Here is a 19,057-nt window from a genome sequence, read left to right on the forward strand (position 1 = left end):
GGGAGAGTGTTGCGGAGCTCAGAAACGGAAGTGATCATCGAGAATAGGGTCATGCCGCACCCCAACGACATCGTGACGTTTCACGAACCACCTGTTCCCGAAGGGCAATCGCCCTATGTTCCTGGTGCCGGACCATCACTGAATTTCGACATAGTCGAATGGACTGATACCTGGTCCGACCAATTCCAGTTGCTCGCCAAGCAGATCGAGGATGTTCTGGGTTGGCGCGCGCTGGTCATCGAACATGTTGGTTCGACTTCCGTTCCAGGCCTCCCCGCCAAACCGATTATCGACATTGACCTGATCGTCGCCGACCCAAATGATGAGGCGTCATACGTTCCGGCACTTGAACGTGCCGGATTCGAACTACGGGTTCGGGAACCTTGGTGGTTTGGGCATCGCGTCCTGCGCCGCTTGGAGCCGGCTTGCCATCTGCATGTTTTTGGCTATGACAGTCCTGAAGTAGTCAAGCATCGAATCTTCCGCGACTGGCTTCGCGCCAATCCTGATGATCGCGCTCTCTACGCAGATACCAAGCGTGAGGCGGCGGCTTTGTCGCGGGCCGCCGGCGAACATTCCATGCAGTACAACGCCCGCAAGGAACACGTCATCAAAGAGATTTACCGTAAAGCGTTCATCGCCACAGGTCTACTCAAGGCCTAGGAACTACCGGAAGGGGCGCCCCGTCCCGCAAAGCGTCCGGCTGCGGACGGACTCATTCGGGCTGTGAGCGACCACGGCTTGAGTCACTGGGGCCCGCGTTCTATGTCAGAACGGAAATGAGCACGGCACTGCCGACAAGACTGTTTAGGCATACATGCATGATTACAGAAGCCCAAAGGGTCCTGTGAAACTCTCTCAGGAAGGCAAGTGCCAAACCGAGCGTCAGCATGTAGGGCAGAAGAATGGGCACGCCGTGGAAAGCTGCGAAGATTGCCGCGCTGAGAAGAGACGCCAGGAAGCAACCGAACCGGCGCCTGAGGCCACCGTGGATTACGCCACGGAAAATCGCTTCCTCCCACAAGGGAGTGAGCAGGCTGGCGCCAATGAACACCGCGAGAGCGACCAGAGGACCTGCACTTGTTGTCAGCGCATCGATACCTCCGCCCTCGGATACCGGTGGAGTACCAGTAACCGCGAATGTAAGTAATTGCACCGTTAGGAGCGCGACGAAGATGACCGGAATCTGCCACAACAGGTGGAGGATGTGCAGCGTTGGTCGGGTAAACCCCAGCGTCCGCCATCCAATACCTGCTCGACGCAGGCCCCAATGGGTCACGACCAGCAGCAGAGCCGCATGCACGGGAAATGTCACCCCCAGCACTACAAGACCGTTTTCCCTAGCTCCGGGTATCAGAATAATGACAAGCACCGTTATCCCGAGTATCAGAACTGTGGCCACAACAGCAGAAACGAGGAGGACCAGGCTCTGACGTAAGTTGAGCGGCGAATGAGCATTCGTGGAACTGGATGCGGACAAGGTATCTACAAGGGGTGGACTAATTGTCATACGACCATCCTTACGCATCAAACGATAAGTACGTGCCCATCTCTCAATGCGTGAGTGCCGCAATAACCGTCCCACTCAAGGTTCCCCTGCGGGCAACACCATCGATCTCACATCGACTGTCGAGCTTGGTGGCTCAAGGTCCCTGAGCTGGACCGGCTTACGGTGCACTTCGCCAGTGTCTAGACGGGACACCTCATCAAGGTCATCCGAATCTATTTTTGGCCCCTTGGCTATTTTCTCCTTGAGTAATACCTAGAGCTTGCTGCTCTGCGGCTGTATCGTGCGTTCAAGGAACAATCACCGCTATTGGTGGCAGCAGCATAAGTGAAAGGTATTTAACCATGACCAAAAATTCAGCTACTCCGCACGGCAGCTGGTTCCGAGCCTGGGGCGGTCTGGCCGTTGGCATATGCGTCGTCATTCCGGTTTTTCTGCGGCTTGGGCGCGAAGAGTGGACGTGGGTAGATCTATTCTTGTTGGTGGCAGGCATCGCAATGATCGTTCTTTGGGCTGCCAAGCTAGTTTCCCTTGGCTGGACCAGCGGCAGAAGATCTCATATGAAACAAGATGCTAGTGGTTCTAGCAGCGAACAATTGCTTTAAACAGAGCTTCCTAGATTGATTCATCCGCATTTCCACGCAGTACTTGCCGGCGACGAAATCCCCACGAAGGGCCCCGTGAAAACTGGTCGGTGGCGGGAGTGACGCTGGCCGATTCAGGCCAAAACGAATCCATATAACGACGTACATTCGCCATCGGCTTCAAATTGCCCGCTCAGGGATGGAAGTGATCCTCATCTAGCAAGGGCCCGGAGAGCAGGCCTAAGGTGAGTGGAACGGTACTTCAAATTGACCGCATGAGGTGGGGGCTAAATTGCATATTTCAGGGTTGTGCACACAAATTCTCGCCAGAGCCTGGACGGATTGGATTCTCTTCGGGGAAGTTGAACAGCTCATTCGAGAAGACGGTTCACACGCAGCGCGTGAAGACTCAATTCATTGGGTAGTCAGATTTTGCGATGAAGGCTTGATCGAACCGGCAAATTATCACAACGGCAACGGGTACCTCATATGGGAGGAACGTGGCGATCAGCTAGAGCTAAAAATACGTCATGGGCTTACTCCGACACCCCTCGACTCGCGTGAGACAAATATGTACATCTTGTTCAAACTCACCACCACAGGCCGAAGTCTGATTCCAAAAGAACTGCAATTCTGAGGACTTCCGCGGCCGCGTCTCACCAAGTGTGTTCCTGGTTCATTGCCCTGCCGGATGGATTTATAGGCTGGCTCGTCCACTCCAAAGTCGATCGACATGCTCTGGCCCTCTAGCTATCCACGGGCGACGGGTATGGCGTAGCAGGAGGGAATCCCCAGAACGGTTCATGCAAATTATGACGATATCGGCATAATTGACACAGGCGGCGCACGCTTTACTTTCAAGGGATCCACTGTATGGAACTGTCCCGTAGAAGGTTCCCCTGTGGACGCATCTCAGCGTTCGGAACGTACCTGTTCCGGGCTAGGCAAACTCGCTCAAAATGGCGTGGGCTGTCCATGGCTGGCCACCGCTTTGGTCGGTCCATGTGACCGAAAGAGCACACCACGCGATGACCCACGACCGCACCGTATTGATGTCGAATCCGGAGTGTTGGCTGACGATGTTCAGGCGGCGATGGAAATTGGACAGTGCCACATCTGTGGTCGGGTTGCAGAATATATTGGCATAGTCGAATGCGCGGTGGCCCAACAAGCCCTTCGGATCGATCGCACGCCAACGGCCTTGGAAGTCAAGAACATTGCCGTGGTGGATATCCCCATGCAGAACGCGGTGTTCCTTTGTCCCCGTTGCCTGAACCAACTCCCGGGCCATCGTTGCCGCCCGTGCGATGGTGCGTGTATGACGCCACGCAGCATCTGGCGAGATGAGATCTTGAAACCATAGGGACAATGGCACGAGATCAGCAGGAGCAGTTGAATGTGCTGACACATCGTGCAGGGCGGCGACGGTTTCGCAAAGAATGTGAGTGACTTCATCATCACGACCTGCCTGGCACATGTCGGCCAGATCCCGCTGTCCGTCCGCCCTGTTCATCAAGACTGCCTGGTCGCTGAGCTCATAGACATCAGCCGCGGCAGAGCCTGCCCACCAGGCCAGGACGCGGCCACCGGGGGCTTCTTCGGCGACACGAGCCACCTTGAGCATAACGTCTCGATTATGCCAGCGACCGGGAACTAACCAGCTCGAAGATGTGGTCACCATTTCGCCGCATGGCTGGATACCCCACCGGTCAACGTAAGCTGTCACTGTCCCCGCAACCCAATCCATGAATACGATCGTATCGGACTGATATTCAGAGGCTCCTTGACCCCACGATGACGACGCACCACGTAGAGGAACCACTCTTGTCCCATATGCCGTTCGCCTGCGGGCAGTCCAATCTATCTGGCTACCACCGTTGTTTGGGGCCATACAGCTAGCCGCTCGACGTGAGACTAAAGAATGCTCCAAGGTAAGGTGCTGAACAGTCGCTAGTCGACATCGCATCTGATGCTAGTACCGGTCTTATTTGGGGGAAATATGCTGACAACTTTCATTCAATCTTCGGGTACAGATCCGGTCATTCCTGCGACGTGGATATTTTGGCAAGGCACCGTAGCCCTGGTACTTTTCGCGCTACTGATCGCTTCTTTGGTAAGTATCATCCGGACTAAGAATCAGGCGCCGACCAGAATCGCGCTTTGGGTAGTGTTCGTCTTTCTGCTGCCTTTTGTTGGTCCTGTTCTCTGGTTCATCGCAGGACGAAAGACATCGAAGCCTGCCCGCCCTCTGAGCTCCTGATCTGAGGGGACGGTTTGGACTCCACGACCCAAGTGCAAATCCGATAAGGGGAGCGTCAGCCCGCTTCCATATCCAGGCAATCACCTGAGTTGATTTCGTTTGTCGTCGAAAATCTTGTTCGGCAGCGCGCCAATTTGCGGGCAGTAAGGCCATGCACCGCATTTCCCCTTGGCGTGTATGAGAACAATTCGGTGGCTGGAGTTCGAAGCCGTCCCGCAGGAGGTTCCCCCTCGTGGAACGGGGAGACTGTGATTCCTGGCGTTTGGGATGCGACATTTAACGTTGAAAACCACAGATCGTGTCCCCTTGCCACGCAGTGATGGTCGCATGGATCTTGCGCTCACGCGTGTGAGTATGTCAACTATTGGTGGCCACGGTGCGACGGCTAATTCCGGCCCCATCTGACGAGTGCCGCATCTGTCCGTTGTATGCTGGCTGGATGGCTCGCACGGCAAGAGAACGCATTGATGGTGACCCGATTTCGTCCGGCGTTTACGGTGCGCTTATGGACAAGATTTCTGCACTGGACGGGTGTGAGGTGCAAGAAAACGCATCGTCGTTCCATGTTGCCCACGGACGAGCGTTTCTTGGGATCCATCCCCGCCGTGGCGGGATTCTGGTCAATATTGTTCTGACCAGAGAAATCGAATCGGCACGGATACACCGCGCCGAGCGTGTGTCGGCCAACCGGTGGCACAACGAAGTCATCCTGAAAGACCCCGCAGAGATCGACGCCGAACTGCTCACCTGGATCAGCGAAGGATATGCCCACACTGTTTGAGTTGGCTGCCCCGTTGTTTGGCGAACTAATTGCGTTGGCCTGGCTGGATGAGACGGGCCTGGAACCCGTCATCCCGACATTCGCGACGGCTGGCTAGAGGCTCGGCTTGGCGATGGTGCGGGCGAGGCGGAGGGCTCCTTGGCGAAGGGTCCCGCAGGAGGTTCCCGTACTGCGAACGCTAGCCACGGTCCGGGAAGTCTCCCTCGTAGTCGTTCCACATGCCGGCCAAGGCCTGCATCGCCCACAGCTGTTTCTCCACTGAGGCCTTCTTACCCTCGAAGTCCATGACGATGTAGTTAACAACAAACCCGTCCTTCACTGAAGCTCCATACTCCTCAGCACCCTTTCGGGTATCAAACCGAAAATAGTCTGCTTCTGCAGTGCTGTACGCCTCAACGCAAACACGCGGAGATACACACGCCGTATCTGTGATGTCTTCAGCCTGCGTCGTGACATCGGGTCCGTCGTATCCGGCGTTCATGACATCGTGCAAAGTGAGGTCCACTTGTGGATCGAACAGGGAACACCCGGAGAGACTTGGTGCGGCGAGTAGAAGCAAGATGGTCGTGGCGGCAACCGAGCGTGATTTCATTCATCAACTCTTTCAGTTGATGAATAGTAAAGCGCCCTACTTAGGGATGATATGGCAAACTTCCAAGACTGTTCAGCGTTCCACTTACGGGCACAAGAAGGCCGTGCAGACGAGTACTGAATTTTGTGCAGACAACTTCTGAAAATGACAGCTAGAGTGGATTAAATGTTTCCTGTCGGCTCACCTCCGCGTCGCACTACCTCTGGGAATCCGATCCCAGCGAACGCAGCACTGGATAGCCCTAGGACGAAGCGCTCCCGTCCTGATCTCGGGACGCTGACCGCACTGCGTTTCATTGCCGCACTGTGGGTGGTGCTCTTCCATCTCAAGGCCATGCAGCACACCTTCCTAGCCCCCATCTATGAGCTGTTCCGTCCAGTCGTTGCCAACGGCGACCTGGGCGTGGACGTGTTTTTTGTGCTCAGCGGCTTCATCATTACTTACACCTACCTGGACCGGCTGGGTCCGCGGTTCCGCTGGCGTGCGACCAGGGACTTCGTGTGGGCCCGATTCGCCCGGATGTGGCCGGCATTCGCACTGATGGTGGGTGTGCTGGGCCTGTGGTTCGCGTATGGGGTTGGACAGCATTCCGTACATGACTGGTCGCTGCAGAACCAGGCTCCGGATCTGTCACCGTGGGGGTTGGTCAAGCAGTTGCTAATGGTCCACCTCTGGTTCCAGCCGAATGCCGATGGCGCCAGCTGGTTTGGCCCCGGTTGGACGGTCAGCGCCGAATGGCTGGCCTACCTGGCGTTTCCGCTGCTGGCGCTCATCCTGTTCCGGCTGCGTCGGCTGCATCCGCTGGCGGCACTTGCCACCTCAGTACTGGTCGTGTTGCCGACGGCCGTCTGGGATGGGCATCAGCCGTATGGGTGGCTGCTGCAGATCGCCTCCTGCTTCACCGCCGGCACTTTCGGTTGCATCGCGGCCCAGAACGCGGACCGTATGAACTTCAATCCGGCACTGGCCGGGCCTGGCGCCGTGCTGACCGGAGCCGCCGTCGTGATCTTCCTGGCCGCGGCCGGAGACTCGGGCCCGGGGCGACTGGCCGTGTTGGCCTTCCCTCTACTGATCGTCTTGCTCAGTCTGGCCCGCGGACGGGTCCGCTCAGCGTTGTCCGCACGCTGGTTGCAGTACGGCGGGCGCAGCTCCTACAGTCTGTACCTAGTCCACATGTTCTTTATCTACCTCTTCTTCTGGCTGAACAGGGACTGGCTGCATGACGCCGACACACTGGCAACGAACCTGCTCGCGGCGGCCTGTCTGGCTGGTATGGCCCTGGCCACCCACCTGCTGTACAGGTACGTCGAGGAACCGGCCAGGCACCGGCTGCGCGCACTGGTCCCGTAGCACGGCGTTCATCCATCCATATCCGATGACAGTAGCCACGGCCATCAGTTCAGCTTCTGAGATTCCCACTGTGCGGCGGGCGCTTCAACCTACCGTCGGATGTTCAACTTTTTCATGAGCCACCACTCTAGGCCTATACCGAGGCGGCCATGGTGACCTCCGCCTCCCAAGACGCGGCGACCACACTCAAAGCTCCTGTGAGGGCCAGCTTTTTGGCCAGCCCTTTTCTCATGCCATGACCATGGCGACTGTGCATGTTCATCGGAAATCGAGGGTCCCCCTTATCGTGCCCATGACCCAATGGATGTGTTCTGGCGTCCGCCTGGTCCCTGTCACTCGCAGGCGTGCAGAGAAGACGGCCGAGGAGGATTCGTACGGAAATTCACATTCGGCGTCAGGTAGCTTCTTTGCGCTTACCGTAAGGGGTTTCAAACTGGAACTGCCGCGTCACGGCTTTCTAAGGATTCTAACTTTTCCCAGTGTCTGCATACGTTCTTCCCACTCCACAGAATCAGATCATGCTCTTCTCAGTGATAGCCCTTCTGACCTGCTATGTTCAGCTGATCAACGTCATCCTGCGGTGTACAGACGGTCATATCAGCACCAATGGGACCATAGGCCTTCGAACTGCCATGATGACGAACGAACAGACATGGCTTGTCGGTCACAAGGCGGCCAAGAAGCCAACGTTCACAGGCATCTACGCGGCCATGGTCTTCACAATCCCAGAACTATTTTTTTCGGGAGAAACTTGGCAACTAAAGTTTCTCCTCGGCTTATGTTTAATTGTTTTCATCGCTGTCATGGTCGGCAATTCTAAAGGCAAGAAAGCAGCGAGACTGGTCTTAGCGACGCGACATTAACGGTCAACGGCGAAGAATCTCGGTTGGGCACCAGAGCGTCCCGTAGAGGGTTCCCGCTCCGGACAGGCTTTGGGTGACTTCCATTGGCAAGCTGTAGTCGAGTGGCTAGTTGGCTAAACGCGCCCCTAGCGTACGATTGTTTCCGTTTTCTGCGGTGCCCCAGCTTCCGAGAATGACTGTCGACAGGGCCTCAGGGCTGAGGTGTTTTACCTTTGACCGCCGAATTATCGCTCTCTACGAAGCGCCCAAGCGCGATGACTCCAACCACTGTAAGGATGCCTGTAAAAAGGAGCCCATCGAATGCTTCGAAGTACTTGCCAAAGTTATAAGCCGCAAAAGTGCAGATAAAAATGGTCAGGCTAGTCACGAACTTCTTTGTTCTCATGCGGTTGATCCTCTCACGCTCGCTCGACGTTTGGCATTATCCATAAGGACGACGGTAGTAGATCCGCAACTCAAGATATCGCGCAAGACGCCGGCGCCCAAGATCATCTTCAGGCAAGACACGTCAATCATCCCCAAGGTTGTCCTGACCAGCGATCACAAAGGGTTCCCCCGGCGAAACACGAGCAATCTGAAACCCTAAATGACACCACCCTGATTTCAATGGTCCGCGTAGCGACCGTCATACGGGCCAACGTCCAGCTCCTATCAGAACAAGCCCCTGCCTGGACTGTTCGACTGTTCCGGTGGCAGACATATGCTCATTCTGGTTTTGCTGGGGAACCCGAAAAGCTCAGTGGCGGTTCATCCTCAGCGCCTGCCCTAGGATCCTCGCCCCTTCCGGAAAGGCGCCGGGATTCGGTCCAGAATAATTGAGTCTGATGTAGGGTCCTGCCGGTTCCGCGGGGAACCATTCTGTGCCGTCGGCGATGATGACACCTGCCCTTTCGCAGTCCTGGCTCAGCCGTTCAACGTCGGTCCCATCCGGCAGGCGCAGCCAGAGGTTCAACCCGCCCTTGGGGATCTGCTCGAGGTGCGCTTCGGGCGCATGTTCCTGCAGGCTGGAAACCAACAAGTCACGGCGCGATCGCAGCTGGTGACGCAGGCTGCGCACATGCGTTTGCCAGCCCGGTTGGGTGACGACATCAAGGGCTGCCGCTTGGAGCAGGCCGCTGACGTACATTGATTCTGCACCGCGGTCAGCAAGGATACGTTCGCGGGCCGGGCCGCGGGCGATGACGGCGGCGATGCGGATGGCCGGGGAAATACTCTTGGTCAGCGAGCGAAGGTAGATAACGTGGCCCGAATCATCCCGCGCGGCAATCGGTACGGGGGTGGTGTTGATGCCGAAGTCATGCGCCCAGTCGTCTTCGACCAGGAATGCGCCGTTGGCGCGCACAACTTCCAGCACTTCCTCTCCACGCTGCGCACTCCATTGCGAACCGGTGGGGTTGGCATAGTGGGGTTGCGCGTAGAACATCCGCGCCCCGCTTTCGGCAAAGGCCCGGGCCAGCGCCATCAGATCCGGCCCCTCGGGGCCGCTTGGTATTGGGATGAGCCGGACCCCTGCCTGCCGCGCGGCCAGAAGGGCTCCCCAATAGGTCGGAGACTCGATGAGCAGAGGCTGTCCACTGCCGACCAGGGCGCTGATGATGGAGCTGAGTCCGCTCTGGCTTCCGGGAAGCACGATGACATCGCTTGGGTCTGGTGGGTTGATGCCGGTCGGAGTGGCCGCGCCCAGTTCACGCGCGAACCAGGATTGCAGGTCCGGGAGTCCTGCGACCGGGGGTCGGGACAGAGCAGCATCGCCGCGGGCCGCGCGGGTGAGGGCCGCACGGATTAGGCGCTCGGGCAGTAACTCCGCATCCGGGTATCCAGAGTGGAAGGCGATGGCATCGTTGGATACGGTGCGCATCATGGACGAGACCGCGGGAAGCGGTGCCCGGGGTGAACCCAATGCGGCGCTTTGCCACCCGTAGTCGGCGGGCCGTACGGTACGCACGGCCCTTACGAAAGTCCCGACTCCCGGCCTACTCTCAATCAGTCCCTGGGTTGTCAGTGTCTGCAGGGCTTTCTGCACCGTCACGGGACTGGCTTGGAACTCGGCGACCAGCGCCCTAGTCGCTGGCAGCCGAGATCCCGGGGCCGATGCGGCGATCCGTTCCTTCAGTCGCGCCACAATACGTGAACTGCTATCGTTGTACATGAGTACCAATAGTAGCGCTACTGTCCAGAAATACCCAGTGATATCGTCAAGTCCGGGCACCGGACTTTGGTGGGGCTTGCTCGGTGTGGCCGCATTTTCCTTCACTGTGCCGTTCACGCGGGTGGCCGTCGAGGGAATGTCGCCATTATTCATCGGCTCTGGCCGCGCGGTCGTTGCCGCAATCCTGGCGGCACTGGCGCTGGGACTTACCAAGCAACCGCTCCCTCAGGGAAAGCAGTGGATGCGTCTCGCCGTGATCGCCGGCGGCACCGTCGTTGGATTCCCACTACTGACTTCCTTCGCCCTGACCGCCGTCCCCGCCAGCCACGGTGCGGTCGTCATTGCGCTGCTCCCCGCTGCGACGGCCACGGTCGCCGTCATCCGCGGAAAGGAACACTCCTCGGGGGCGTTCTGGATTATGACGGCCGTGGGTGCAGCGGCAGTCATGACCTTCGCATTCACCCAATCCGGGGGCTTCGGGGCGATCGGCTGGACCGATCTACTGCTCTTTGGAGCGGTGATCGCCGCGGCCATCGGATACGCCGAGGGAGGCCTTCTTTCTCGTGAACTCGGCGCCTGGCAAACTGTATCGTGGGCGCTCGTACTCGTGGCCCCCTTGATGGCGGGCCTGACCGCTGTCTCCGTCATTCAGCAGCCGCCATCTGGCACACCCGCACAATGGGCGTCCTTTGCCTATCTGGGCGTCGTCAGCCTGTTCCTGGGCTTCTTTGCTTGGTACCGGGGCCTGTCTATCGGCCCCATGGCTCAAGTCAGCCAGATTCAACTTGTACAACCGGTGCTGAGCATTTGCTGGGCATGGCTCCTGCTCGGCGAGACACTTAGCTGGATCACCGTCGCGGGCGGCCTCGCCGTCATCCTCTGCGCCGGAATGGCGGTCCGCGTCCGACTCAACCCGCAAAACCATCCCCAGAAATGAGTGCGTCAACCCAAATCCCCTACTAGGCAACGTTCTCCGGCACCAGCCGGCCAAACGGCCCGACCATACGTCCCGCTCGGGGTTCCCTACCGAGAATTCGATTATGTCGGCGGGGAGAGCGAGGCCGATCAGTATCGCTTGAGTGACAGAATAAAGTCATGATTTCTATTGTTTCCGCTCCCACGAACTTGGGGTTGCGCCCTCCTGAGCTTGGCAGTGTTCCCGGTACGTCAAAAGCCCCGGAGGCGCTTCGTGATGCCGGGCTCTACGACCGGCTGATGTCCGCGGGCGCTTTGGATGCGGGCGTAGTGCTCCCAGGGCGCTATGTGAATGACGACCAGACCCGAGCCAAGGGTCATGTGCGCAACGAAACTGCGATGATCGAGCATGCAATACGCCTTGCCGGCCGCATCGGCTCAGTTCTAGAACGTGGTGAGTCCCCGCTGGTGATTGGAGGCGATTGCAGCCTGTTGCTGAGTGCGGGACTGGCGCTGACCAACCGTCGAAACGCCGGATTAGTCCATTTGGACGGTCATACCGACTTTCGGCACCCTGGAAACAGTAATGAATGTGCAAGCGTGGCAGGCGAGGATCTCGCCGCAGCCGTCGGTATGCACTGGCCCGCGATCGCCAACATCCAGGGCCGCGGCCCGTACTTTGCTCCAGGGAATGTGGCTCATATCGGCTGTCGGGACGACGACCCAGAATTTGCTGAAGCAGATTCCGTACTCGGGCTTGTCATGCCCGCTCGTGTGGCGATGCAACGGGGAATGACGGCAACAGCATCTGCCGCTGCCGCCGTCGCAGGTGGGGCCGGGTACTGGTTGCAGCTTGACGTCGATATCTTAGACCCCCGTTGGATGCCCGCCGTAGACAGCCCCGATCCGGGCGGACTGAGCCCGGAGGATCTCGTTGCCTTGCTATCTGCCCTTGCCCCGTATGCAATTGGCGCCTCCGTCACGGTTTTTGATCCTGACTTGGACCCGGACGGTCATCACGCGGTGCGGCTCGCCGAGATACTCGGCACCGGCCTGCAGTTTCTAGGGTCTAGGGCAACTGTAAACGACCATTGATCTGATCTCTAGCCTCGGATCCAAGCAGAGGCAATGAGACTGTGTGGTCCACTAGCCTTCAGAGAAAACCCCAGACTCGTGGGCACTGTTCCTGGACGCCACGCTGTGGCCGGGGTTCCGTAGGCAGTTCCTCATTTGGCACTCATGGGTCTCTGATGAAGACCGAGCCGCTCAGGGACCTGAGTCGCACGCGCGCTCGTCGCACGGGGATTGACTATTTGTGGCGTCAGGTGGACTGAAGGAACTGGTCTTCATCTTCGCCGTTGTCTTGCTGCCGCCTTTTCTGATCAAAACGTTTCTATTTCGAGCCTCCTACATCCCCTCTGGATCCATGGAAAACACCTTGCAAATCAGGGATCGCGTCTTCGTGAACCTGCTCGTACCCGAGCCGATGTCCTTAAAGCGCTGGGATATTGTCCTACTCAAAGACTCTCAGGGCTGGCTAGAGATCAGCGTTGCTCAATCGGGCGCGATAGAGGGCATGTTTATCGCCGTGGGACTAGCCCTAGATAGTTCCACTGAACACCTGAACATGGGACTCATTGGCTTCTCTTGCGACCGAGTGATCTGGTATGACAGCCAAGGGAAAATATCGATCAACGCCCAGCCAATCGCTGAACCCTACCTGCCATCCGGTGCTCAGAAAGACACGGGGCAAAGCTATCCCCGGTTCAACACCGTTGTCCCCACAGGGAAAATTTGGGTCATGGGTGACAACAGAAACAACTCCAGCGACTCCCGCATCCACCACGACCTACCAGGCAAGGGGTTCGTACCGGTGGAAAACATCGTCGGCAAGGCCTCTGTCCTTGCCTGGCCTATAAGCAACTGGAGTATCTTGAACAACTATGGCGACACCTTCTCAATGACAGACCAGAAATAGGACCTAGTCCCCATCAATAGTCAGTTCAGCTCCCGAGCTGCCGAGCCGTCGCCCATACTACGAATGAACCGACCTAGGTGCCGATGACCCAGATCTTCCGAATCGCGCTGAATCGCTCCCTGAGGAGGTTCGATGTACGGGACGGTGTAGACCGCCAACTGAAGGTACCAGTCATAGCGCTCCACTAAGAACTGCAGGAGTCGTCTTCTGCCATGAGTGTTTCAGAGCGTTTCCACGAGGCTGCCGCCAAGATCTTGGCCATAGACGAATCCATTATCGCTGCGCAAGCACTAGAAGGCGTTGTCCTCGACGAACAATTCGACGACGCACGAGCCGACGACCTGCTATGTTCGCTTTCGCTCTACTCCCCAGACACTGGTTCGTCATACGGTGACGCTTGAACAACTCAGCGATCTGCCCCGTTAGCCGTTCCTCTTACGTTAGAGCGGTGTGTGGTTTCGAGACAGCATTGGCCCCCAAGTCGCGATATTTGTGACTCTGAAACCGGGTTCAAGATGCGTTGGTGGTTGGGTCTGCCAATTGCCAACCAAAGCTGGAACAGACCTCAAGTACTGACCGGGGGTGTCTGGGCGGATGTTGTTGACTCTGGTTAGAGGAGAGCCGACGAGGGTAGAGTGCTGATAAGTGCCTCATTCGCGCTGGTCTCAAGGAGTTGGCGACTATGAAAGAACTTCGAAACATACCCCCTTGGGCGATGATCCTCTCCCTTTGTGTGGCTGTTGCGGCAGCTACCTTTGTGGTCATGGGCATAATCCACGCGCTATCCGGTGCCGGGACGACGCAGGTCTTCCTTGACGCTGTGATTGCCGGCGCGCTGGCCCTCGGCGCGTGGTCCGTTGCAGTGAAGGGGAACCCTGCCCTTTCGAGGCGTGATGAAACCCCACCCAACCGGAGGAGCCCGCTCGATTGGTGACTTCGGCCCGTCGGCGGTGCCCAGTCTGGCCAGACTCCCATGGACAAAGGTCATGAAATACGGTCGGGATCCCATGCGTTTGCGGACCAGAACGCATGGAACGATGGCGGCACGAGCAATGTCCGCCCACGCTGAGTGGGGGTGCTTTCGTGTAATCGGCCGGGGCGCACTCACATCCTTGAATGCCGAAGTTGGTGGTCAAATGTCTCACCAGTTCAAATTCGGGTCCGACGAGCAATGCATCATTGCCGTCAAAGTCCGGTCACACCCCAGTCGTCAGGTGAAACAACTGTGTGCACCAACTGCTATCTCGGCACTGGACTTAGTCAAACCTGTCCCGCAGCGGGTTCGGCTCGCAGATAACTGCTCGGCGAAGGCTCTCTAGTTCCGAGCCATGATCGGACGACCGACCCGGGACCGTCTTATGCAGCGCTCCGCATGCAGCACAATTTTACTCGGATGGAACATCAGGCCAGCACGATCCTTGCATTACGGACAGACACCGAGGAGACTCCTCCGAAGCCGCAACGGAGGACATTTCCTGGTAATTGCCACAGAGGCGTCCAATGCTCTGACCTCGACGAGCTTCCTACACTGCGGGCAGGGTCAAGCGTTCAGGCGTACGCCGGTCTGACGGATACCCCATCGGATTCTGGGCCTTCGCGGGAGGTAACGGTGACGGAGGCATGATCCCGGCCGGGCGCTGTTCGGAGCCACCACCGGTCCCGGCCATGGGTCACCGCAAAACTAATACCCGACTCTGGTCAAGGATACGTTCCGCTAGGTTTCCTTGTCATGCGGCCTCGACAGGCGTTTGTCGGTGCGGCCGCATCCTCGATCGTGACCTGCCCAACCAAGCACGACACCGCCGCTGCCGCGCATCCGGAGGGATCCTGAGATCTGAATTTCTTGGTTTTCTTGACGTGACGGGGTCGTTGGTCCCACGCATAGCTCTTGTGTGCTTCAGCCACAAGAGCTAGGTGCGGGCATACCTCAGGGGATGAGTTGGTCGGCGCGGTAGCGTTCGAAAAGCGAGATGAAAGCGTCGAATGTCCGCCGGTATCCGGTAAAGCCGGCTGCCCTACTCTTGCCCATGTCGGCCACCACTTCAATGTTGCGGCCCAGGTCACCGTCCGTATGCCACCATGAAGCCATCCGGTCTAGGCGCTGCTCTGCTAGCCCGTGCTGCATCGCTAGCTCGCGCCACTGATCTTCTCGCCCCTCCATGGCCTCTTCGAGGGGTCGTGGGGCCTGATCGTACCCCTCCCATTCGACGCCGAAGTGGGCGGCGAGCTTTGGCCACATCCAGCGCCACCGGAACACGTCCCCGTTGACGATATTGAAGGCCTCGTTGGCCGCACCGGGGGTCGTCGAAGCCCACAGCATGTGCTCGGCAAGGAGACCGGCGTCTGTCATGTCGGTCAGCCCGTTCCACTGCGTCTCAGAGCCCGGGAAGACAAATGGTTCTCCCGTTTCCCTGCATAAGGTCGCCTGCGCGGCGAGCGTGAGTCCCATGTTCATGGCGTTACCTACGGCGTGTCCAATGACGGTGTGCGCGCGGTGCACGGACCAGGTGAAACCCTGCTCCGCGGCCGCCGCGAACAGCTCGTCTTCCTGGGCGTAGTAGAAGTTCCGGACGGGCAGTCGCGGTTCCTCCTCGTGGAACGGTGTATCCGGCATATCGCCGGCAGCGTAGGCCTCGAACGGACCAAGGTAGTGCTTAAGCCCCGTCATGAGAGCCACATGTGCCACGGGCTTGCCACGAAGAGCGGCCAGAAGGCTGCGCAGCATGCCGGCGTTGACGGCAATGTTCTTTTCCTCCGAGTCCTGCCGCGACCACGCCGTAAAGAAGACGTGCGTCGGACGCTCCGAAGCGAGAACGGCTGCTACAGACTCGGTGGAGGTCAGGTCCGCGGAAAGCCACCGCACACCGTCGCGATTGGCACCGGGCCTGCGGGACAGTGCAAGCACTGACCAGCCAGCGGCGGAGAGGGACTCCACAAGTGCGGAGCCGGCGATGCCCGTCGCACCGACCACGAGCGCCGTTCGTTGTCCATCCTGGGCTGTTTGGTTCACGATAGTCATACTGGTGGCAAGCGACGTTACTGGTGAGATATTCCCAGCTATCCGCTCATGATTCCCCATAAGAAATGCCAGCAATCATCGCTGTGCGTTTTTTGGACGAAAAACCACTTGTGTAATGTGTGTACACAAGCACTCCTGTGGTTACGTGAACACAATTACCTCATCCGTCACCATTCGAGCACTTCGTGACGGTCTTGCCGATGCTGTGAGCCGCGCCAGCTACGGTCATGAGCGCGTCCAGATCACGAAGAATGGCAAGCCAGCGGCCGTACTCATTGGGCCCGAGGATTTTGAGCTTCTGGAGCAGTTGGAAATGATGCGTGATGTCACCGAATACCGTGCTGCCAAGGCTGCTGATGACGGTGGTCGAGTCACCTTGGATGAGCTGCGTGCCGAGCTCGACGCCTGAGTTCTCATCGCCGCGAGGTCTACAAATAGCCATCCGCCTAACATGATGAATACTTTGATGTCGAAGGGGTTCGGCAACTCTCAACGCACATGATCGAACAAGGCCTCTGTTGACCCGTTCCAGGGCGCTTGCCGCAGAGCGTAGTGAAGCGCGGCCTCGTGAACGACAAAGTCAGCCGATCAAATCGGACCAGAATAGTCGGGTGCGCATCGAGGCTGGTGAATAGGCTTGGTGTTGAAAGGGGAAACCGTGATCGAAGTTCTCAACCGACTCGTCGTATACATAGAGGGACACCTCACCGAGGAAATCGACGTCGTCGGCCTGGCTAGCCACCTCGGCACGACCGAGTATCACCTTCGCAGGATGTTCTCTTCGCTGGCTGGAATGCCGGTATCCGAGTACATCCGCCGACGTCGTATGGCAGTCGCGGCGGCAGACCTCCTCAGCGGCGAAGACCTTTTGGCCATCGCCGTGCGTTACAGCTATGGGTCCGCTGAGGCGTTCAGTCGAGCATTCCGAGCGGTGCATGGCGTCAGTCCTAGCGAAGTACGCCGAAACGGTGGACCCCTTCGAACTCAACCACATCTCAGGTTCCGCCTGACCGTAGAAGGGAACACCACAATGGACGCCCGCATTGCAGACCAACCCGCATTTTGTCTCGTCGGCCACGCGACGCGCGTGCCGCTCATCCACAGCGGCACCAATCCGCACATCCAAGCGCACATCGCTTCGCTGCCAATTTCCGAGCACCAGAGACTTAAAGGAATTGGCAACACGGAGCCATCGGGTTTACTCCAGATAAGCGCCGACGTCGACCCGGATTACATAGAGGGAAGTGAGCTTACCTACCTCCATGGCGTCGCCATCAGCGAAAAGACGCCGGTACCCGAGGACCTAGACATTTTGAAGGTTCCGGCTGGTGCCTGGGCAATATTTCACGCAGCAGGCCCCTACCCTGAGATTCTGCAGTCAACATGGGCCGCGACGGCCACCGAGTGGTTCCCGTCCAGTCCCTGGCGGTTACGACCCAGGCCCTCGATCGTTTCCATTCTCGACCGGGCCGACGATTTCAGCACGGCTACCTGTGAATTGTGGCTCCCCATCGAACGCGAGTAGTTGCAGCCGTCGAGTAGCGGCATACCGAAGTGATGCTCCAGAAACCTTGATTGGTCCAGTGCCCCGCAGTGCGGTCCCATTGGGGGGCTCGCCTATGGGCCGCCGACGACGAATTCGCCCACCAGTGTTGTCCCGTCCGAATCATAGACGGGGACGCGAAAGATCATCCCTTGGCGTGCCTTTTGCCAGGCAAGGGCGTCTTCCGGGCTTTTGAAGGTCTCGGCCGCGCTCGTACCGTCGGCATCGTCCAGGTCAGTACGAAAGGCGTATCCGGTCTTCCCATTCGTGGCAACAACAGCGACTAAGTCTGGACTGCCCTTGGAATTCTCGACGCCGTAGCTCTGCCCGTGTTCATTTGTCGCCCAGTCCGTGGTGGCTTGATTGACGTAGGTGGCCGTCAATGTCCATCTAGCAGCTGAGTCCGTGGTGATAGTGATCGAGTGTTGCCCGGTAGTGAGGGGAATGCTGTAGCCACTCACAGCAGATCGTGTTCCAATTCCGGCGCCGTCGCACACCACGCTGGCACCGTCGTCGTAGGCGAACCGGCCGGGGGTAAGGCAGGTGAGTTCAACGGCGATGTTGGTAACCCCCTCGGGGACGGGGCCGAGGTCCACCGTGGCCGTCCCGGTGTACGTCCCGGTGACCGGACGGGCCAGCGTGGTGACAGCATCACCACCGGGAAGGACGAGAATTCCGGCCGCTGCCGCACCAATGCCACCGAGAAGGCCAGCACCGGCGAACACCCCCGCACCAATCCATGGGTGCCGGTGTTTGCGTTTCTTCACCGACGCCGACGTATCAACTTGGGCAACCAGCACCTTTCGGAGGGCGGTACTAAAAGTTTCATCGAAATGTGGCTCGTTCATGGCTGCACTCCGTTCGGCATTTCATTGGCGGCTATCTTGATTGGTCGCCCCAAAGCGACTCTCAGGCGTTCACGTACCCGGAACATCCGGGTTTTCGCGGCCGACGACGTGAGGCCAAGTACGGTTGCCGCCGTGGAAATCGTGTACCCCTCCAAGATCACTAACGAGACGAGCTGCCGGTCGATGGCCCCGAGACCACGCACTGCGGCCGCCAGATCGTGATCAACAGAGTCCAGTGGGTGACGAGAGAAAACCTCATCCAGCGGATCCCGTGCATCGTCCGACCGGGGAAGAGAATTGAGCAGTTTGCGATACCGGAACGCCGCACGTCGCGTATTGCGGGCCACATTCGTTGTCGTGACAAGTAGCCACGGCAAAATTGAACCCTCGACCAACCTGACTTTCTCTCGACGTCGCCACAACTCGAGGAACGCCGTCGCCACCACGTCTTCGGCGTCATGGCGGACTGGAATCAGCCGATAGGCATGACGGAAGATCCTGTCGTGATGCCGGTCAAAGAGCAGGCCAAAAGCATCACCATCACCCTTGAGACTGGACGACCACAGCTCGGTGTCGTCGAGTTGAATGTTCCCCATGCAATGTATTGTCCGGGAAAGTCCAAAAGGTTTCACCCAACCGAAAAAATGCAGAACTTATTGGGCAGGCCA

General features: G+C 58.3%; 21 protein-coding genes. 13 read left to right on the forward strand and 8 right to left on the reverse strand.

Annotated features, from left to right (window positions below; translation table 11 throughout):
* The first annotated feature begins 51 nt into the window (after positions 1-51).
* Entirely contained in the window at positions 52-663 is a 612-nt protein-coding gene (locus ACP7B9_RS05415; protein ID WP_425861451.1) for a GrpB family protein, read from the forward strand.
* A gap of 100 nt (positions 664-763) precedes the next feature.
* On the opposite strand, the gene ACP7B9_RS05420 is transcribed toward ACP7B9_RS05415, so the two are convergent.
* Positions 764-1,510, reverse strand: coding sequence for a CPBP family intramembrane glutamic endopeptidase (locus ACP7B9_RS05420; RefSeq protein ID WP_425861453.1), 747 nt, complete (start codon positions 1,508-1,510; stop codon positions 764-766).
* A 341-nt stretch (positions 1,511-1,851) separates the two neighbouring features.
* Here ACP7B9_RS05420 and ACP7B9_RS05425 point away from each other — a divergent pair, with 341 nt between their 5' ends.
* Positions 1,852-2,112, forward strand: coding sequence for a hypothetical protein (locus ACP7B9_RS05425; protein WP_425861454.1), 261 nt, complete (start codon positions 1,852-1,854; stop codon positions 2,110-2,112).
* 919 nt (positions 2,113-3,031) lie between these two features.
* Here ACP7B9_RS05425 and ACP7B9_RS05430 read toward each other — a convergent pair.
* Positions 3,032-3,838 carry an aminoglycoside phosphotransferase family protein gene (locus ACP7B9_RS05430; protein ID WP_425861456.1) on the reverse strand — a complete coding sequence of 269 codons (807 nt, stop codon included), beginning with the start codon at positions 3,836-3,838 and terminating at the stop codon, positions 3,032-3,034.
* A 252-nt stretch (positions 3,839-4,090) separates the two neighbouring features.
* On the opposite strand from ACP7B9_RS05430, the gene ACP7B9_RS05435 reads away from it, so the two are divergent.
* Positions 4,091-4,351 (forward strand): PLD nuclease N-terminal domain-containing protein, encoded by a 261-nt coding sequence (locus ACP7B9_RS05435; RefSeq protein WP_425861457.1) that lies wholly within the window; start codon positions 4,091-4,093, stop codon positions 4,349-4,351.
* Between the two features lie 439 nt (positions 4,352-4,790).
* Positions 4,791-5,132: a DUF5655 domain-containing protein gene (locus ACP7B9_RS05440; protein ID WP_425861459.1), complete on the forward strand. Its 342-nt coding sequence runs from the start codon at positions 4,791-4,793 to the stop codon at positions 5,130-5,132.
* A gap of 178 nt (positions 5,133-5,310) precedes the next feature.
* Here the strand turns inward: ACP7B9_RS05440 and ACP7B9_RS05445 are convergent, their stop codons facing one another.
* Entirely contained in the window at positions 5,311-5,724 is a 414-nt protein-coding gene (locus ACP7B9_RS05445) for a hypothetical protein (RefSeq protein ID WP_425861461.1), read from the reverse strand.
* Between the two features lie 165 nt (positions 5,725-5,889).
* On the opposite strand from ACP7B9_RS05445, the gene ACP7B9_RS05450 reads away from it, so the two are divergent.
* Positions 5,890-7,074: an acyltransferase family protein gene (locus ACP7B9_RS05450; RefSeq protein ID WP_425861463.1), complete on the forward strand. Its 1,185-nt coding sequence runs from the start codon at positions 5,890-5,892 to the stop codon at positions 7,072-7,074.
* Between the two features lie 518 nt (positions 7,075-7,592).
* Positions 7,593-7,937: a hypothetical protein gene (locus tag ACP7B9_RS05455; protein ID WP_425861464.1), complete on the forward strand. Its 345-nt coding sequence runs from the start codon at positions 7,593-7,595 to the stop codon at positions 7,935-7,937.
* A 190-nt stretch (positions 7,938-8,127) separates the two neighbouring features.
* Here the strand turns inward: ACP7B9_RS05455 and ACP7B9_RS05460 are convergent, their stop codons facing one another.
* Both ACP7B9_RS05460 and ACP7B9_RS05465 read right to left on the reverse strand, forming a co-directional pair.
* Positions 8,128-8,322, reverse strand: coding sequence for a hypothetical protein (locus tag ACP7B9_RS05460; protein WP_425861466.1), 195 nt, complete (start codon positions 8,320-8,322; stop codon positions 8,128-8,130).
* Between the two features lie 351 nt (positions 8,323-8,673).
* Positions 8,674-10,086, reverse strand: a complete 1,413-nt coding sequence (locus ACP7B9_RS05465) for a PLP-dependent aminotransferase family protein (RefSeq protein WP_425861468.1) — start codon at positions 10,084-10,086, stop codon at positions 8,674-8,676.
* Between ACP7B9_RS05465 and ACP7B9_RS05470 the strand changes: the two genes are divergently transcribed.
* The 5 genes from ACP7B9_RS05470 to ACP7B9_RS05490 all read left to right on the forward strand — a co-directional run bounded on the left by ACP7B9_RS05470 (position 10,085) and on the right by ACP7B9_RS05490 (position 13,913).
* Positions 10,085-11,023, forward strand: a complete 939-nt coding sequence (locus ACP7B9_RS05470) for a DMT family transporter (protein WP_425861469.1) — start codon at positions 10,085-10,087, stop codon at positions 11,021-11,023. The two genes, ACP7B9_RS05465 and ACP7B9_RS05470, sit on opposite strands and share 2 nt — an antisense overlap.
* Before the next feature lie 158 nt (positions 11,024-11,181).
* Entirely contained in the window at positions 11,182-12,096 is a 915-nt protein-coding gene (locus tag ACP7B9_RS05475; protein WP_425861471.1) for an arginase family protein, read from the forward strand.
* Positions 12,097-12,316: 220 nt separating this feature from the next.
* Complete coding sequence (gene lepB / locus ACP7B9_RS05480) at positions 12,317-12,979, forward strand: signal peptidase I (protein WP_425861473.1); 663 nt, start codon at positions 12,317-12,319, stop codon at positions 12,977-12,979.
* 212 nt (positions 12,980-13,191) lie between these two features.
* Positions 13,192-13,380, forward strand: a complete 189-nt coding sequence (locus ACP7B9_RS05485; protein ID WP_425861475.1) for a hypothetical protein — start codon at positions 13,192-13,194, stop codon at positions 13,378-13,380.
* A 281-nt stretch (positions 13,381-13,661) separates the two neighbouring features.
* On the forward strand, positions 13,662-13,913 hold the full coding sequence (locus tag ACP7B9_RS05490; RefSeq protein WP_425861476.1) for a hypothetical protein: 252 nt from the start codon (positions 13,662-13,664) through the stop codon (positions 13,911-13,913).
* 993 nt (positions 13,914-14,906) lie between these two features.
* Here ACP7B9_RS05490 and ACP7B9_RS05495 read toward each other — a convergent pair.
* Positions 14,907-15,998, reverse strand: coding sequence for an SDR family oxidoreductase (locus tag ACP7B9_RS05495; RefSeq protein ID WP_425861478.1), 1,092 nt, complete (start codon positions 15,996-15,998; stop codon positions 14,907-14,909).
* A gap of 145 nt (positions 15,999-16,143) precedes the next feature.
* On the opposite strand from ACP7B9_RS05495, the gene ACP7B9_RS05500 reads away from it, so the two are divergent.
* Together ACP7B9_RS05500 and ACP7B9_RS05505 are read left to right on the forward strand one after the other, a co-directional pair.
* Positions 16,144-16,407, forward strand: coding sequence for a type II toxin-antitoxin system Phd/YefM family antitoxin (locus ACP7B9_RS05500; RefSeq protein WP_425861479.1), 264 nt, complete (start codon positions 16,144-16,146; stop codon positions 16,405-16,407).
* Between the two features lie 249 nt (positions 16,408-16,656).
* On the forward strand, positions 16,657-17,523 hold the full coding sequence (locus ACP7B9_RS05505; protein ID WP_425861481.1) for a GyrI-like domain-containing protein: 867 nt from the start codon (positions 16,657-16,659) through the stop codon (positions 17,521-17,523).
* 92 nt (positions 17,524-17,615) lie between these two features.
* Here ACP7B9_RS05505 and ACP7B9_RS05510 read toward each other — a convergent pair whose 3' ends face one another.
* Positions 17,616-18,389 (reverse strand): peptidase M56 family protein, encoded by a 774-nt coding sequence (locus ACP7B9_RS05510; protein ID WP_425861482.1) that lies wholly within the window; start codon positions 18,387-18,389, stop codon positions 17,616-17,618.
* Positions 18,386-18,985 carry an RNA polymerase sigma factor gene (locus tag ACP7B9_RS05515; RefSeq protein ID WP_425861484.1) on the reverse strand — a complete coding sequence of 200 codons (600 nt, stop codon included), beginning with the start codon at positions 18,983-18,985 and terminating at the stop codon, positions 18,386-18,388. The genes ACP7B9_RS05510 and ACP7B9_RS05515 overlap by 4 nt, the downstream gene beginning before the upstream one ends.
* Positions 18,986-19,057 lie beyond the last annotated feature (72 nt).

It is taken from the genome of Arthrobacter sp. TWP1-1 (genome assembly GCF_049897845.1).
In the GTDB taxonomy this organism is placed as follows: Bacteria; Actinomycetota; Actinomycetes; order Actinomycetales; family Micrococcaceae; genus Specibacter.